The 14,855-nt window shown below is 49.6% G+C and carries 15 protein-coding genes and 6 tRNA genes; 8 read left to right on the top strand and 13 right to left on the bottom strand.

Annotated features, from left to right (window positions below; genetic code table 11):
- Positions 1–3 precede the first annotated feature (3 nt).
- Genes CLFS41_RS05175 through CLFS41_RS05155 form a run of 5 tightly spaced genes read right to left on the bottom strand, consistent with a single transcriptional unit; the run spans position 4 to position 5,825 of the window.
- Complete coding sequence (locus CLFS41_RS05175) at positions 4–723, bottom strand: ATP-binding cassette domain-containing protein (protein WP_007870676.1); 720 nt, start codon at positions 721–723, stop codon at positions 4–6.
- A gap of 27 nt (positions 724–750) precedes the next feature.
- Positions 751–1,527 (bottom strand): ABC transporter permease subunit, encoded by a 777-nt coding sequence (locus tag CLFS41_RS05170; RefSeq protein WP_045091665.1) that lies wholly within the window; start codon positions 1,525–1,527, stop codon positions 751–753.
- Between the two features lie 28 nt (positions 1,528–1,555).
- On the bottom strand, positions 1,556–2,530 hold the full coding sequence (locus tag CLFS41_RS05165; protein WP_007870678.1) for an ABC transporter substrate-binding protein: 975 nt from the start codon (positions 2,528–2,530) through the stop codon (positions 1,556–1,558).
- Positions 2,531–2,554: 24 nt separating this feature from the next.
- Complete coding sequence (locus CLFS41_RS28905) at positions 2,555–4,645, bottom strand: glycosyltransferase (RefSeq protein WP_052665629.1); 2,091 nt, start codon at positions 4,643–4,645, stop codon at positions 2,555–2,557.
- A gap of 31 nt (positions 4,646–4,676) precedes the next feature.
- A complete protein-coding gene (locus CLFS41_RS05155) occupies positions 4,677–5,825 on the bottom strand; it encodes an aminotransferase class V-fold PLP-dependent enzyme (protein WP_045091664.1) in 1,149 nt (382 codons plus the stop codon).
- 139 nt (positions 5,826–5,964) lie between these two features.
- On the opposite strand from CLFS41_RS05155, the gene CLFS41_RS05150 reads away from it, so the two are divergent.
- On the top strand, positions 5,965–6,180 hold the full coding sequence (locus tag CLFS41_RS05150; RefSeq protein WP_007870692.1) for a sulfurtransferase TusA family protein: 216 nt from the start codon (positions 5,965–5,967) through the stop codon (positions 6,178–6,180).
- A 6-nt stretch (positions 6,181–6,186) separates the two neighbouring features.
- Here CLFS41_RS05150 and CLFS41_RS05145 read toward each other — a convergent pair whose 3' ends face one another.
- Positions 6,187–7,086: a LysR family transcriptional regulator gene (locus CLFS41_RS05145; RefSeq protein ID WP_007870694.1), complete on the bottom strand. Its 900-nt coding sequence runs from the start codon at positions 7,084–7,086 to the stop codon at positions 6,187–6,189.
- 220 nt (positions 7,087–7,306) lie between these two features.
- On the opposite strand from CLFS41_RS05145, the gene CLFS41_RS05140 reads away from it, so the two are divergent.
- From CLFS41_RS05140 to CLFS41_RS05105, 7 genes are all read left to right on the top strand, one after another.
- The gene (locus tag CLFS41_RS05140) at positions 7,307–8,023 is read left to right on the top strand and encodes a YeeE/YedE thiosulfate transporter family protein (RefSeq protein ID WP_045091663.1); all 717 of its coding nucleotides are present in this window, start codon (positions 7,307–7,309) and stop codon (positions 8,021–8,023) included.
- Positions 8,024–8,051: 28 nt separating this feature from the next.
- Positions 8,052–8,279, top strand: coding sequence for a sulfurtransferase TusA family protein (locus CLFS41_RS05135; protein WP_007870707.1), 228 nt, complete (start codon positions 8,052–8,054; stop codon positions 8,277–8,279).
- A gap of 19 nt (positions 8,280–8,298) precedes the next feature.
- Positions 8,299–8,847 (top strand): YeeE/YedE thiosulfate transporter family protein, encoded by a 549-nt coding sequence (locus CLFS41_RS05130; RefSeq protein WP_007870708.1) that lies wholly within the window; start codon positions 8,299–8,301, stop codon positions 8,845–8,847.
- Between the two features lie 171 nt (positions 8,848–9,018).
- The gene (locus CLFS41_RS05125; protein WP_007870709.1) at positions 9,019–10,242 is read left to right on the top strand and encodes an FAD-dependent oxidoreductase; all 1,224 of its coding nucleotides are present in this window, start codon (positions 9,019–9,021) and stop codon (positions 10,240–10,242) included.
- A gap of 217 nt (positions 10,243–10,459) precedes the next feature.
- Positions 10,460–10,873, top strand: a complete 414-nt coding sequence (locus CLFS41_RS05115) for a DUF3842 family protein (protein ID WP_045091661.1) — start codon at positions 10,460–10,462, stop codon at positions 10,871–10,873.
- The gene (locus CLFS41_RS05110; protein ID WP_007870724.1) at positions 10,870–11,112 is read left to right on the top strand and encodes a hypothetical protein; all 243 of its coding nucleotides are present in this window, start codon (positions 10,870–10,872) and stop codon (positions 11,110–11,112) included. The genes CLFS41_RS05115 and CLFS41_RS05110 overlap by 4 nt, the downstream gene beginning before the upstream one ends.
- A gap of 114 nt (positions 11,113–11,226) precedes the next feature.
- Complete coding sequence (locus CLFS41_RS05105; RefSeq protein WP_045091660.1) at positions 11,227–12,153, top strand: alpha/beta hydrolase; 927 nt, start codon at positions 11,227–11,229, stop codon at positions 12,151–12,153.
- A 6-nt stretch (positions 12,154–12,159) separates the two neighbouring features.
- On the opposite strand, the gene CLFS41_RS05100 is transcribed toward CLFS41_RS05105, so the two are convergent.
- The 7 genes from CLFS41_RS05100 to CLFS41_RS05070 all read right to left on the bottom strand — a co-directional run bounded on the left by CLFS41_RS05100 (position 12,160) and on the right by CLFS41_RS05070 (position 14,744).
- Positions 12,160–13,959, bottom strand: a complete 1,800-nt coding sequence (locus tag CLFS41_RS05100; RefSeq protein WP_045091659.1) for a hypothetical protein — start codon at positions 13,957–13,959, stop codon at positions 12,160–12,162.
- A gap of 172 nt (positions 13,960–14,131) precedes the next feature.
- Positions 14,132–14,204 (bottom strand) — tRNA-Phe (locus CLFS41_RS05095).
- 6 nt (positions 14,205–14,210) lie between these two features.
- Positions 14,211–14,283, bottom strand: a tRNA-Lys gene (locus CLFS41_RS05090).
- 27 nt (positions 14,284–14,310) lie between these two features.
- Positions 14,311–14,384 (bottom strand) — tRNA-Met (locus CLFS41_RS05085).
- Between the two features lie 52 nt (positions 14,385–14,436).
- Positions 14,437–14,518, bottom strand: a tRNA-Tyr gene (locus CLFS41_RS05080).
- A gap of 43 nt (positions 14,519–14,561) precedes the next feature.
- Positions 14,562–14,634, bottom strand: a tRNA-Val gene (locus CLFS41_RS05075).
- Positions 14,635–14,670: 36 nt separating this feature from the next.
- Positions 14,671–14,744: transfer RNA gene (locus CLFS41_RS05070), tRNA-Asp, on the bottom strand.
- Positions 14,745–14,855: the final 111 nt, after the last annotated feature.

Genomic DNA, 14,855 nt, shown 5'->3' with positions numbered 1-14,855 from the left:
CCCCTACAGACATGCCTCAAGCCCATTTCTGGTCTCCGGGGCAAATCCCTCCGCTCCCCTGTTCCACACACCTGCAAACCGGCCTGTCTCAGGGGATAATACCCCAATGGAGGTGCCCAGGACCAGCGCCTCCTCAATATCATGGGTCACCATCACAACCGTTGCCTCTGTCTGATCTGCCATTTCCCTTATGCTCTTATATAATCCCTGTTTTGTCATATAGTCCAGGCTGGAAAACGGTTCGTCCATCAGCAGCAGCCTGGGCCTTAAGCAAAGTGCCCTGGCCAGCGCCCCCCTCTGCTTCATACCTCCTGAAAGCTGATGGGGATAGCTGTCCTGAAACTCCTCCAGACCAGCCATTGTAAGATATCTCACAGCACATTGGCCATAGTCATTTCCCTCAGGTAAGATTCCTGCCTTTTTTAGGGCATAGACCAGATTTCCCTTCAGGGTAAACCATGGAAACAGCTGGTCAAAGCTTTGAAACACCATCATCATATCCTTGGAGGGGCCTGATACAGCCCTTCCATCCAACAGTATCTCCCCTTTGCCAGGCTTATTAAATCCCCCGATCATCCTGAGCAGCGTGCTCTTTCCGCAGCCGCTTTGGCCAAGGATGATATAAAAATCCCGGTCCTGAACCGTAAAACTCAGGTCGTCTAACACCATGTGCTCCGTGCCGGACACCTCAAAGGACTTATAAACATTCCTGACTTCCAGCATTTTTCCTACCTCCTTTGATCCGCCTTATTATGCTTTCATTCCCCACTTTTCCAAGGTATGCTTTTCGATTGCGCCAAACAATACGTTCTCCACCAGCATTCCCACAATAATGACCAGGATAATGCCTGCAAACAGCCCCGCCGTGTTCATAAAGGTGCGCTGGGTCAGTATGTACCACCCGATTCCCCCTTTTTCCCCCACTGCGCCAAATACCATCTCCGCACTGATAAATGCCCTCCATCCCCTGGCCCAGCCTATCTTCAGGCCGGATATGAGATATGCCATGGATGCGCGCAGGCGTATCTCCAGTGTAATGGCAGCCGTGGACATGGAAAGGCTTCTGCCTATGTCCTCATAAATAGAAGGCATGGACCGGAAACCGCTGAGCAGGTTTACCAGAACCGGCCACAGGGCGGAATGGACCACAATGGCAGTGACCGCACCGCTTCCCGTGCCAAACCACATGATGATCAGGGGAAGAAGCGCCAGTCCGGGCAAAGGATGGGCCAGGGCAGTGAGGGTGTCTATCAGGCTTTCCATTACGTTGGACCAGGTGGACAAAAGCGCCAGTACCACTGCCAGCACTCCGCTGATCACCAGGGACCATCCAATGATCCCCACGGAATATATGCTCTGCCAGATCAGATCCCCATGGACCGCACCCTCATACAGGGTGCGCATCACTTCCTCCACGGACGGAAATAACAGCGGGGATACGTGAAATAGTTTCACGCTCCCCTCCCATAAAACCAGAAATACCATGATCCAGCCCATGCGCTCCAGCCATTTGTTTCTCATTTTCATTGTGTAACTCCTTATGCACTGAGATATGTCACCGATACACCACGTTGTCAAATACCAGCTCGTCCATGGGCCTGGCCTGGCTGATAAATCCCATCTCCGCCATCCGCTGGCTAAAGCGCGCCACACCGTTTAGATCAGTGGAGTAGATGGTCCCATGATACCCCATCTGACGGCTGAGCTCTTCCTGGGTTATTCCATACACAGGCGCCAAAAGCCGGACCGACTCCTGTGGATTTTCATTGATAAAATCCACAGACTCCTTTAGAGCCTCCTGGAACGCGTCATAGTAATCCCTGTGGTCCTTATAAAAATCCTCCATGGCCACACAGGAGATAAAGGTAAATGGTTCACCCATGATATCCTCCCCTGTAGCCACCACAGTTCCCCCTCCGTCCACCTCCTGGGAAATGTAAGGGGGCGTGGATACATGGGCTGTAATCTCCGTTCCTGAAAGCAGGGCATTGACCGAATCCGGATGGCTCATGGACACCAGCTGGCTGTCCAGGGCATGGGCATCCCCCAGCTGTTCCTCTGCCAGCATGCAAAGCAGTACATGCTGTGTGCAGGCCGGAGAAAGAATGGCAATGCGGTCCTCCTTTGTCATGTCCCTGAGGGACCTGACCTCTTGTCTGGAAGTGACAATGGCCACCTCATTAGAGCTCAGTCCCGCTGCATAGCGCCACTTCATTCCATTGTCAATTCCGATCAGAACCGGGGACACTCCCATGAATCCAAAATCGATCTCCCCGTTAAGCATCCCCTCCCGGATCCCCGTAGGTCCGCCGAATTGCTTCCAGTTGATCTGTACGCCAGGAAGCCTGCGCTCCAGAAATCCCTTTTCCTTCATAATCTGAAGGGGGGCGTATGCGATTCCAAACTGTTCTGCGATCCCAATGGATTCCTGTTCCTGTTTTTTACATCCCGCTGATAAAAATACCGCCGTACAAAAAGCCAAAAGGGCTGTTATATAAACCTTGTTTTTCTTTCTGCTGCTGTTCCTCAATGATGTCCTTCCTTTCCCTGCGCTTTATGGATAAAATCTGCATATCATTTCTTCCCCTGACTGAGACTTAACAGACAGGCGCCTGTAAAAATCATCCACCCTTTCCCGGATATTCTCTTTTGTGCCGCAGATCACACAGTGTCCAAAACGGGCCGTTGCATTTTCCATGACCGGGATCTCCTGACCTATTTTATAATTGTATCCCGCGTCCAGCACATAGGGCAGGGCAAGTATATCCTTAACAGGCGTGATATGGCCGATCGTTCCCGGCCTGCAAAATAGCAGCTGTACCGCCACACACCCTTCCCGGTGGTCCGCCCTGTACCCATCCGGGACTTGGACCTGATCCCGGCGCCCCATTGCGCTGTCCATCACGGCTCCCAGAATATCAAACCCGCTTACCCATGGGATGAACACATCCTCAAACGCCCCTCCGATCCTGGCTGCCAGTTCATTCACCTTAATTCCCTCAGCCCCAATTAGGATCTGCAGGTAAAACGGCCCGTTCTCCAGTTCAAAGGCATCTGCCACCCTTTTGCTTATGTCCTCTATCTCCTCATACAGATCCATGTGCACGGAGGGAAACCTGTGCCCTGTACAGACCCCTATATGGGTCTGGTCCGGATACAGCAGCCGGTCCGTGACCGTAAGGATATGAAGCCTGCCGTCTTTGATCCACCCGCTTACCGTCACCTCGTCACTTTCATAGAATTCCTCCGCCAGCGCCTGACTGCATCGGGAAAATGACAGGGTATGCTCCAGATGTTCCATTACCTCCAGAGGCGTATCTAACTTATAGATCCCTCTCTGTCCCTGGGAATCCAAAGGTTTAATAACCAGAGGCGTCTTAAGTCCCTTAAGCTCCTTCTCCCCGGTACTCCTGTCCACCAGCCTGTACCTGGCTGTGGGGATCCCCGCCTGTGAAAGGATCTGTTTCATCTGCTTTTTATTTGTGACCGAATACGCCTGCTCCACTGTCAGCAGACCGGGCAGCCCCAGCTCCCTGCTGATACATGCGCACGTATAAACAGGCTGGTCCGTGCCCATGGTCATGACCCCTGTCACCCCGTACCTCTTCGCAGCCCTGATGCATGCCTGCACATCAAAGGTACTTATCTTCTCATGCACGCCGCAGACAGACGCTGCCAGGGGATTCTTGGTATAATCAGCCAGAACCGTGTCCACTCCCATGGACCTGGCCCTCTGGGCACCGTGAAGCTGACAGTTGGATCCTCCCAGCATCAAAAGCTTTTCAGGGCGTATCAGGTCCCTGATCCTGTAAACCGTCTGTCTGCGCCCATTTCCGCCTTGTCCGCATTCCTTCTCATCCTGTCCGAGTCCCTTTCCGCCCCGGTCCAGTCCGTAATACCATGCAATATTTCCATACAGCCGCAGCAGCTTTCCCAAATTATATCCGCTGAAGCCGTATTGTCTTCTGCCCGGTGTGTAATACAGGTTTTCCACCTTCAGTTTCCTGCCCTTTATTTCCGCGCTTTTTAAAGCAGCGGCCGACAGATAAAAAAATCCCCGGGGCTTCATGGCCAGGGCATCCTTTACAACTTGCGCCGTCATGACTCTGAGGCTGCTGACCTTCATTCCCCGCGGCGCTCCGATCAGGCGTGAGAACAGCAGATCCCTCATCCCGCTCCCCACCCTTCGGTATACAGGACGTCCGTTCCTCTTCCTGCCTTTGGAAACATCATGATCCCGCCCATGATGCAGCATCTTGTGATCCGATATCTTATAAGCCGGTATCCCATAGGCCAGATCACATTTCCCATCCGCCACCTGCCCGTACAGCTTTCTAAGCATCCGCGGCGGCTGTTCCAGATCGTCATCTATGGTTCCATAGGTCCGGCAGGGCCCCACATGTCTCAGTCCGCACAGGATGGCTGCCTGTTGTCCGAAATTTCCGTCCAGCACCGCCAGGGTCACCTCGGGCCTCAGGCAGTTCTCCATCAGATACCGGGCCGTATCTTCGTCATTGCTGTCATCCACCAGGCAGATCCGTATCTTGATATCCGGAAGGAACGTCTTTTCAAGCTCCAATACCAGCTTTTTCACCGATTCGCGGGACCGGTAGACCGGTATCACAATTCCCAAATCATATGCCATATTTCTTGCCTTTCCCTTCTGCCCTTGGGGCTTAATGTCCTGTGCACGCCCGTATCACCATATCGGTTGTATATTCCACCTGTTCCATGGTCATCAGACCATGAATCGGCAGGGGGAGCAGTGTACAGGAACACTTGGCAGATTCTTTTAGATCCTGCTCTTTATATCCCATGGCTGCGCCCTGGGGAGACATATGGAGAGGTACGTAGTGGGTCCTGCACTCAACTCCGTTTTTTAAAAGGAACTCCCTTACAAGGTTTCTCTGCCTTTCATGTTCAAACCTGAGATAGAAAATGTGGCCGTTGTACCCGGCATACTTCGGGATCCCCATAAGGCGTATGGTCCCGCCTTTATCCAGCGCCGTAAGCCGTTCCCTATACCCCTGTGCGATCTCCCTGCGCTTTAAGGTAACCCTTTCAAGTATCTCCAGCTGGGAGGCCAGCATGGCTGCAGGCAGCTCTCCCATGGCCGTACATGACCCAGGCATGTTCCAGGTATAACGGTCCACCTCTCCCCGCAGATACATGGACCGGTTGGTCCCATGGAGCCTGTACTGTCCGGCTTTTTCATACAATTTCTGGTCCCCTGTCATCAAAACACCGCCTTCCCCGCAGGTGAGATTCTTTGTGTGGTGAAAGCTTATTGCCCCAAAATCCCCCATTGTGCCAAGTGCGTGCCTCTGATCGTCCCGTCCTGTATAGAAGGCTCCGATTCCCTGTGCAGCGTCCTCTATCAGGGCGATCCCTGCATCCCCGGCAGCTGCCAAAAGTTCTTCCATGGGACAGGATACCCCTGCATAGTGGACCGCCACCACGGCTCTGGTCCTTGGTCCGATCTTTCTCGCCATATCCCTGACAGATATGTTCTGGGTTTCCTGATCAATGTCGCAGAACACAGGAACTCCTCCGTGTAAAAGCACGGCATTGGCCGCCGAGGGGAAATTAAAAGAGGGCAGGATCACCTCGTCCCCCTGTTTTAACCCCAGACATCCCACCGCTGTTTCCAGGGCAGTAGTGCAGCTGGTTGTAAAAAGGGGATTGGTCCCCGGAAACAGCATATTCCATTTATTTATAACCATGTTCATAATAAAACCATCTGTCTCCAGGTCAGAGGATAGACAGTTATTAACATACCTGCTTTCTGCTTCCCCGTGACAACGCCCATAGAAGTTTACTTTCATGCCAATCCCCCTTTCATACGCTGTAAAATTGTGATAAACTGTTATCAATCCCTATAATGTGCACTCCCATAGATTCATCGGCCCCATCTTCGCGACTGACTTTACGGGAGCACACGAACCCCAAAAGGAGGACGCCTGTATGTACGAACTGGATTGCCTGGGCGACATGTGCCCCATCCCTATCATGAAACTAAAACAATGCAAACAGATCAAGGAAAAAGGCGGGCAGTTAAAGCTGGTCACAGACCACAGCTGCGTGGTGGAATCCATCTCTGACTACTGCAGGAAGCAGAAGCTTCAAATCCATGTGGTAGAACCCATGAACGGGATCTGGGAGCTGTACATAGAAAACTGATCTGCATCAGCAGATACTTTTGCTTACAATGGAGATAAAATACTTAACGATCTCCTCCAATGTCTGGTTCTCTTTGGCTTCATGCATATGGTATATGGAATACACATCATAATTCAGATCAAAATCCGTCACCGGAATGATCTTGATCTGCTTTTGGTACACTTCTTTTTTGATGGTAATATAGGGCAGGAAGGCTACGCCGTGGCCTGCCATTACCGTGCTCTTTACCGACTCCGTGGAATCCAGCTGGAACATGACCTTAAATTTCTCTACCGGATGCCCCTGCTGGTCCAGATACTGCCTCAGCAGACGGTAGGAACTGAACTGCTCATTGAGCATCACCATGGGGATCCGCTTCAGGTTATCCAGGGTGACCCGGTCCGGTATGTGAAACCCGTGGCTGGCCACCAGGCAGATTTTATCGCTGAACGCAGGGCTGCACACAATCTTTTCCTCCTGGATCTTACCCACGATAAATCCCAGGTCTGCCTGCCCCCTCTCGATCCTGTGTATCACCTCATTGGAGGAGACGGAATTCAGGCTGAAGGAATAGTTGGGATATTTGTGGTTTACCTTGTAAAGACAGCAGGGAAGGGCATAGTTGCATGCCACCGGGGTGGCTGCAATCCTGAATGTTCCGCTGTATGTCTGAAGATTATCAAGCTCTTCCCTTAAATCCGAATAAGTTTCCAGAAACTGGGCCGAATATTTATTCATTACTTCCCCGGCCTTTGTAAGGGTGATTCCCCGATTGGACCTTTCAAACAGTTTAACCCCCAGTTCCTCCTCCAGCCTCTGCATCTGCTGGCTCAGGGCAGGCTGGGATATATGGCTGGCCGATGCAGCCTTGGAAATGCTCTTTTCTCTTGCGATCCGATCAAACATGATTATCTGTTCTATCAACATATTATTCATTCCCCCATACGGAAACCGGTTTACACGCGCTCTCATTTACTATTATATATGTATGTTAAAAAAAACACAATATCAGCTATTGCATCTGCTTATAGCAAAATCTTATACAGTATAAGAATTTAAAATAGTGAAATTTTTATCAATATGCTATAATGAAATCTGTAGATAAGCGTTCTGATCCTCAAATCTATACAAAAAGGAGGTGCATTGAATGCAGAATAATGCAACTGAGACAACTGGAAGCAGCATCCGGCGCAGTTCCGGAAGCTCGGGCAGTTCCCGGCCAAGGAAGAAAAAGAAAAACCAGCTTCCCATTGGCTTTGGCGTGCTGCTGGCCATGATCATCATCGGCCTGCTTCTAGGTCTTAAGAATGGCACACTTGCACTATACTGGGCATTTGGCTGTTGTTTCGGTTTTATCCTGCAGAAGTCCCGATTTTGTTTTACCGCCTCGCTAAGGGACCCCTGTATAACCGGCTCCACATCCATCACCCGGGCGGTGCTCATTGCATTCGCTATTACCACGATTGGATTTACAGCAATTAAATACGGCGCATTTGTAAATGGCCAGGAAATCCCAGGCCAGAGCTACATCATGCCCATCAGCCTTGCAACAGCAGTTGGAGGCATTATGTTCGGGATCGGTATGGTCATTGCCGGCGGCTGTGCGTCCGGAACCCTGATGCGTGTCGGCGAAGGATTTGCCATGCAGATGTTAAGTCTTTTGTTCTTTGTCATCGGTTCCCTCATTGGCGCGGGCCACATGGGATGGTGGACCGAGAATTTTATTGCGACTGCTCCCAGGATCTTTCTTCCGGATGTGTTCGGATGGGCGGGCGCAGTGGTCTTACAGTTAGTGATCATCGGGCTGCTCTACATTGCAGCTGATTTGTACGAAAAAAAACGTATGGGAAACACAGAGGACTAAGGCCCTGTGTTCATGAAAGGAGATTATTATGGCAGAATTTACAATTGATTGTTTAGGCGAGGCTTGCCCCGTACCTTTAATGAAGGTTCAGAAACAGATTGAAAAAATGGCGGTTGGTGATGTTCTGGTCGCACAGATCGACCACAGCTGCGCAATGAAAAATGTTCCCGAGTGGGCAAGAAATCAGGGATATAACGTTGAAATCGAGGAAGTGGATGACGGCGAGTGGGAGATTGTGATCGAAAAGACAAAATAGAAAGGATACAGGTGGTATTTTGAAAGCTTTTTGGGATAAATTAAGTTCTAACCCATATTACAAACAAATTTTCAAAAATCCATTTACATATGTAACCGGCGCTGTCCTGTTATCCATTTTCCAGATCGCCATGTTTGCATCCACCGGCTCTCCCTGGGGAGTGTCAGGGATCTTTGCCAACTGGGGCGCATGGCTGTACCGGCTGGTAGGCGGGAACGTGGATAAATGGTATTACTTTTCCTCTGAAGGTGCCCAGAGCACATTAAACGCAGGGATCATGAACCATCCCGGCTCCTGGCAGAATTTCGGCATCATCGCGGGAGCCCTGGCAGCGGCCCTGCTGGCATCCCAGTTTAAATTTAAGAAGATCAAATCCTTAAAACAGGTAATTGCCGCAACCCTTGGAGGGCTTCTCATGGGTTATGGCGCCCGTCTCGCCGGAGGATGCAATATCGGAGCGCTGTTTTCAGCCATTGGCTCCATGTCCGTATCCGGCTGGGTATTTGCGTTCTTTCTTTTTATCGGGGCATTTATAGGAAGCAAGCTGCTGGCAAAATTCTTCATGTAAATAACGGGATAACCCAAAACCTTAAAATATGGGGACATCAATGCAGACACAGAATGTAGAAAAAGCCGCTATATTTTGTGTCTGTATTTCATTACGCATTTTACGCCTTTTCGGTTTATGATCTCATTCATGACCAGTTGGGCGATCTTATTTGAAAGGCAGGTTTTAACATTGGAAAAAAAGACTGAACAATATGACGTTGTGATTATAGGAGGAGGTGCAGCCGGTCTCACCGCTGCCATTTACTGCGGGCGCGCCCGTTTAAAGACCCTGGTAATTGAAAAAGCGCTGGTAGGCGGACTGGCCACATACACCAATGAGATTGAAAACTATCCGGGATTTCCCGAGGGCAGCACCGGCCTTGGTCTGATGGAGCTGTTCCACAAGCAGGCTAAAAAATTCGGCGTAAAATTTAAGCTCACCGATGTGCGCGCCGTACAGCTGGAAGGGGACACTAAGGTGGTGGAAACCTTCCGCACCAACTATGAATGCCGCAGCGTCATCATTGCCAGCGGCGGAAAACCAAGGCTTACAGGGGCGCCGGGTGAGGACAAATTCCTCTATGACAAGGGAATTTCCTTCTGCGCAACCTGTGACGCGGCTGCCAACACAGGTAAAACCGTAATGGTCATTGGTTCCGGTGACGCGGCCATAGAGGAAGGCATGTTCCTGACCAAATTTGCCAGCAAGGTGATCGTCAGCGTCATGCATGAGGAAGGAAAGATGGACTGCAATGAGATTGCAAGGGAGGAAGCCCTGGCCAATCCCAAGATGGAGTTTATCTGGAATACCCTGCCTGAGGAATTCAGAGGCGATGAGGAACACCTTCACAGCGTGGCGCTGAAAAACTTAAAGACCAGCGAAATAATCGATGTGCCTGTGGACACCTGTTTCCTGTTTATCGGCTATGTTCCAAACACTGAAATTTTTAAGGGTATCATTGACATGAACCGCTCCGGTTATGTGCTTACCAATGAGAAGATGGAAACAAATATGCCCGGCGTATTTGCAGCAGGGGATGTGCGCGACAAATTCTTAAAGCAGGTGGCCACCGCGGTGGGCGATGGTGCAATTGCAGGATATGCAGCTGAGAAATACCTTGCAGAAAGCGAAATATTTGAAAATCAGATCATGGACCCGTCCCTTCCGGGCCTTGTGTACATCTGGAACGCGGTAGAAACTGCCAGCCGCGGCCTTCTGCCTGTCATTGAGGAATTTGAGCAGGAACACGGCCGGAGTGTTAAGGTGACCAAGGTGGACATTTATAAATCTGCCGGCATTGCCAACCGCCTGGGCATTACCACGGTCCCCAGCGTAGCATTTATCAAGGACGGCAAACTTGCAGGAGTCCTTACGGAGGACATTACAAAAGAAGCGCTTAAAGCTGCTTTATAGTATTACCACATATAAATCCATACAGCCCTTTCTGCCCTGCGGATCCCTTATTCCCGCACACAGATCCAGGGCTGTTTTTATAACTTTTCCACCGGTGTGAGTAAAATACCGTTCAAATTGTGGATAACATTTACTTTCCTTCTTATTTCTGTTAAAATATATCCTCAGAAAGCCTGTTATCATTCGGGCAAAACATAATACAAAAGAAGGTGATACCATGAAAATTGTAATCATAGACGGCCAGGGCGGCAAAATGGGAAAATCCGTGATCGAGCAGTTGAAAAAGCGTTTTCCTAATCTGGAGACCTATGCCATAGGCACCAACAGCATTGCCACATCCGCCATGCTGAAGGCAGGGGCCACTTACGGAGCCACGGGTGAAAATCCAGTGATCGTAAATTCCCATGATGCCAATATCATTATAGGTCCCATCGGCATTGTCATGGCCAATTCCCTGTTAGGCGAGATCACCCCTGCCATGGCCACAGCCATAGGGTCCAGCAGCGCATATAAGATACTGATTCCGGTTAACCGCTGCAATCACTATATTGTCGGCTGTCAGAACAGTACCTTATCCGATTATATCAATATGGTTTGTGATGAGGTTGGAAAGGAAGTGAATTCCAAATGAGGACCATTGAATTTAAAATGGAACGCCAGGGCCTTGTAAACAAAGGCGACAAGGTTAGGATCATTGAGCGCGAGGGTACCAGCAGCTACAGTTATATCATTGACCCGGCAGTGGCCATGTCCGGCTGTTTTGCCGCACGCTACCGCATCAAATCCGAATACGGCATTGTAAAGGATATCCGTGAAAATTCCAGGGGATTCTACGTGATCGTGGACTTTGATGAGGATGAGCCTGACTAATACCCTGTACCAATCAAACCTGGTACCCTATACCAATCAAACCGCCGGCAAACAAAGGGGGTATGGAACATAAAGCAGTTTCAAAAACACAGGAAATCCCAGGCGGCCAAATCATTGCTGGCAACGTCCCTGACTGCAGGCGCTGCCTGCCTGATCACAGGTACATGCCTGTACCATATGGCCCTAGATGCACATACAGACAAATCCGGGCTTTTAAAGCCTTCTCCCCACGCCAATCCGGTTCCCCAAAGACACCCCCTGGACCTGGAGAAAAGCAAAAAGCTTAGGGAGCAGTACCAGGATGTGGAAATTCTATCCTTTGACCACCTAAAACTCCACGGATACCTGTGCACACAAAAAGGATCCTCCCAGGATACAGACCGCTGGGCCATTCTGGTACATGGCTATGACGACTCGGGTCTGTGGTTTCATGAGGAAGCCCTTGCATTTTACAGACAGGGTTTTCATCTTCTCCTGCCCGATGCCAGGGGACATGGAAAAAGCCAGGGCACTTATGTGGGAATGGGCTGGCATGACCGCCTGGATATTATAAACTGGATACATTGGATCATCCGTCAGGATTCCCGTGCTAAGATCGTCCTTTACGGCGTATCCATGGGTGCTGCCGCCGTAATGATGGCTGCAGGGGAAACACTCCCTGATCATGTAAAGGCTGCGGTGGAGGACTGCGGATACACATCTGCATGGGATGTCCTGAAATACCAGTTAAAAGCCCAGTTCCACCTTCCTGCATTTCCCGCCCTCACCTGCGCGGGCCTGATGACCCGTCTGAAAGCCGGTTACGGGTTAAAGGAAGCTGATGCCCTGAAAAGCGTGTCCAGGACAAAACTCCCCATACTGTTCATCCATGGAACAGAGGACCGGTTTGTCCCCTTTGAAATGTGCAGAATGCTCTATGATGCGTGTAAAAGCGAAAAGGAATACCTTGCAGTAGAAGGCGCCGTCCATGTAAGATCTGCCATGGTTGGCGGCCCAGCATACTGGAACAAGGTATTCCAATTTATCAACAGCTATATATAAACAATCCTACCCAATGGGTATAATCTGCACATTGCCCGAAGGCTCTGAAACAGGAGGAACCGTTGGCGTGGGAAGTGTCTCCTGACCCGGCTTATCCGTGCTGATAAGCGGGTCATTATTTATGGAGGGATTAACAGGCGCCACCGTGGGGGTATTGGATGGTGATATGTCGGATGGCGGAGTAATAATGGGCTGTACAATTGCGTCCGTCTCCTCCGTAGCACTGCTTTCCTCCGGTGCGGTACCGGCCGCCATATCAATAAGTACCCGATCCCCGCTGTTTAACTCAATAGCCTTACTCCAAAGCACGCTGGTAATCCCGCTGCTTCTGTTCCAGTCACAGTCATGCCACAAACAGATGACTTTACCGTCCCTGGCCATCACGATCTCCAGCATGTCATTGCCATCCACATGTTTTCCTGTTCTGGCGGAACTGTCATTGATCCTGTAAATATTTCCATCGCGGGAAATAACGGCAGCCACACCATATGCCTGTTTCCAGATTGCAGGATGGTATTCCCCATAGATCTGGCCCTCATCCTCATAGTAATACATATTCTGCATCACTCCCGGGAAACGCTCCGATACAGCCTGCTTATTCTGCCCATCCATGTCTGTCTTGAATATCTGACTGTACCACTCTCCGCTGGCTGTTTTTTCCACATAACTGCTGTAATAGATCTGGTTATCCACAATACAGTAACTTTGTACACCATAGGTTTCCTTGATAATCCCCGTATCCCTTCCATCCTGCTTCACATTCACAGATGTATTCGTACCGCTTCCTCCCAGATAATATGTTTTGCCGTCAATGGTCAGCTGTCCATGTTTTACATATTTGATCAGGCCGTCTTCCTCGATCCTGTAGATACGGTCCCCAACATTCACACTGTTTCCGCTTTCAGCCACAGCCGGATTGCCCATCTCATCCACCAGATAACAGCTGTCATCCTTAATGACCACAGAATACCTGGCTTCACCGGTTGCCATTTCCGTACCCGAGGTGGCGGAAAGGATCTTCCCTCCCTGGGAATAATAAATAATATCATCCAGGACCAGATACCCTTCTACGTTCTCTGCAATCAGCTCCTTTGTGTTCCTTCCCGGCATCATGCGGAACAATTTATTACAAAGTCCCTTCTCAGCCTCACTGAGACGTGACAGCTGGCTTTCTTTGACCTTAGGCAGGAAATATACGTAATCGCCGTAAGCTCTCATAGAATTCTTTGTAGTGCGTTCTGGCGCCGATTCTCCCCCCAGCACCATGATCTTATTCTCAACTGTCCTGCGGTACATGATGGTCTTAAAAAGACCTGTCCCCTCTTCATCTTTTAAAAAGCACCAGAAGGCATTGGTGCGCACCAAACTGTCCAGGTTCTCTCCCGTGCTCTCCGGCACATAATCCAGATCCGTCTCGATCTTCTTTAAATAACCCTTTGTATCATGGAATGTAAATATCTGTCCCTCCTGTTTCCATTCCCCTGTGATCATAAAACCGTCTTCACCGAAATGGTACAGATATCCTCCAATCTCTTTCCACGCATCTGTAACAAAATTCTTTTCATCCAGATAATACCTCCACCCCTCATCTGTCTCATACCATCCTGCTTTTGGACCCTCGTCCGTATCAATCTCAATGTGGGTCGTCTCCTCAGCCTTTGAAAAATCCAGTTCCTTATAATCGGAGCTGATCTTACCAAATACTCTGACCACCACATAGATGGCGGCTGTCATAACCAAAACAGCTATGAGAATCAGAAATATCATCTTAACTGCCGACTCTTTCTTTTTACGTTGTCTGTTCATCTGATTTTCCTCTGGTCTCTTTTGTTTCATTGCCATTTGTTCTATTCAAAAATACTTTTAAATGTTGAAACATAATTATAGTATCAGACTTCGCTTTGTTTTACAATGAAGGAAATCTTACAATAATACAAAAAACAAAAAAAGCACCCACCCATAAAGGATAAGTGCTGCGTGCCCAGAGCCGGAATCGAACCAGCGACACGAGGATTTTCAGTCCTCTGCTCTACCAACTGAGCTATCTGGGCATCTGATGAGCGTGCCGGGGTTCGAACCCGGGACAACTTGATTAAAAGTCAAGTGCTCTACCGACTGAGCTACACGCCCAGAGTTTTTAAGTTTTTGCAAAAAAAATTGCGGGGGCAGGATTTGAACCTACGACCTTCGGGTTATGAGCCCGACGAGCTTCCAGACTGCTCCACCCCGCGCTAATATATAATTATAAATGTTTTAAAATGTTTTGTCAAGAAACATTTTAAATGGGCGAAGGTGGATTCGAACCACCGAAGGCATTGCCAGCAGATTTACAGTCTGTCCCCTTTGGCCACTCGGGAATTCGCCCTTATTAAGTTAGTATATACACATTTCTAAGAAAAATACGTTAGTGGGGCCTACAGGGCTCGAACCTGTGACCCTCTGCTTGTAAGGCAGATGCTCTCCCAGCTGAGCTAAGACCCCATAGGTATTTTCTTCAGCGTGTATATGAAAGAAAAACGACCCGGAACGGGTTCGAACCGTCGACCTCCGCCGTGACAGGGCGGCGCTCTAACCAGCTGAGCCACCGGGCCATTAAAGGCATATACATACCTTCAAAACCACATATTGAAAACCGAATTGAAACTTTCTTCTTTTCCCTAAACCTTTTGGTTAAGCCCTCGACCGATTAGTATTAGTCAGCT

The organism is Clostridium sp. FS41 (assembly GCF_000954015.1).
In the GTDB taxonomy this organism is placed as follows: domain Bacteria; phylum Bacillota; class Clostridia; order Lachnospirales; family Lachnospiraceae; genus Enterocloster; species Enterocloster citroniae.
The sequence above is the reverse complement of the archived record's forward strand: the minus strand, read 5'-3'. Positions and strand labels throughout refer to the sequence as shown.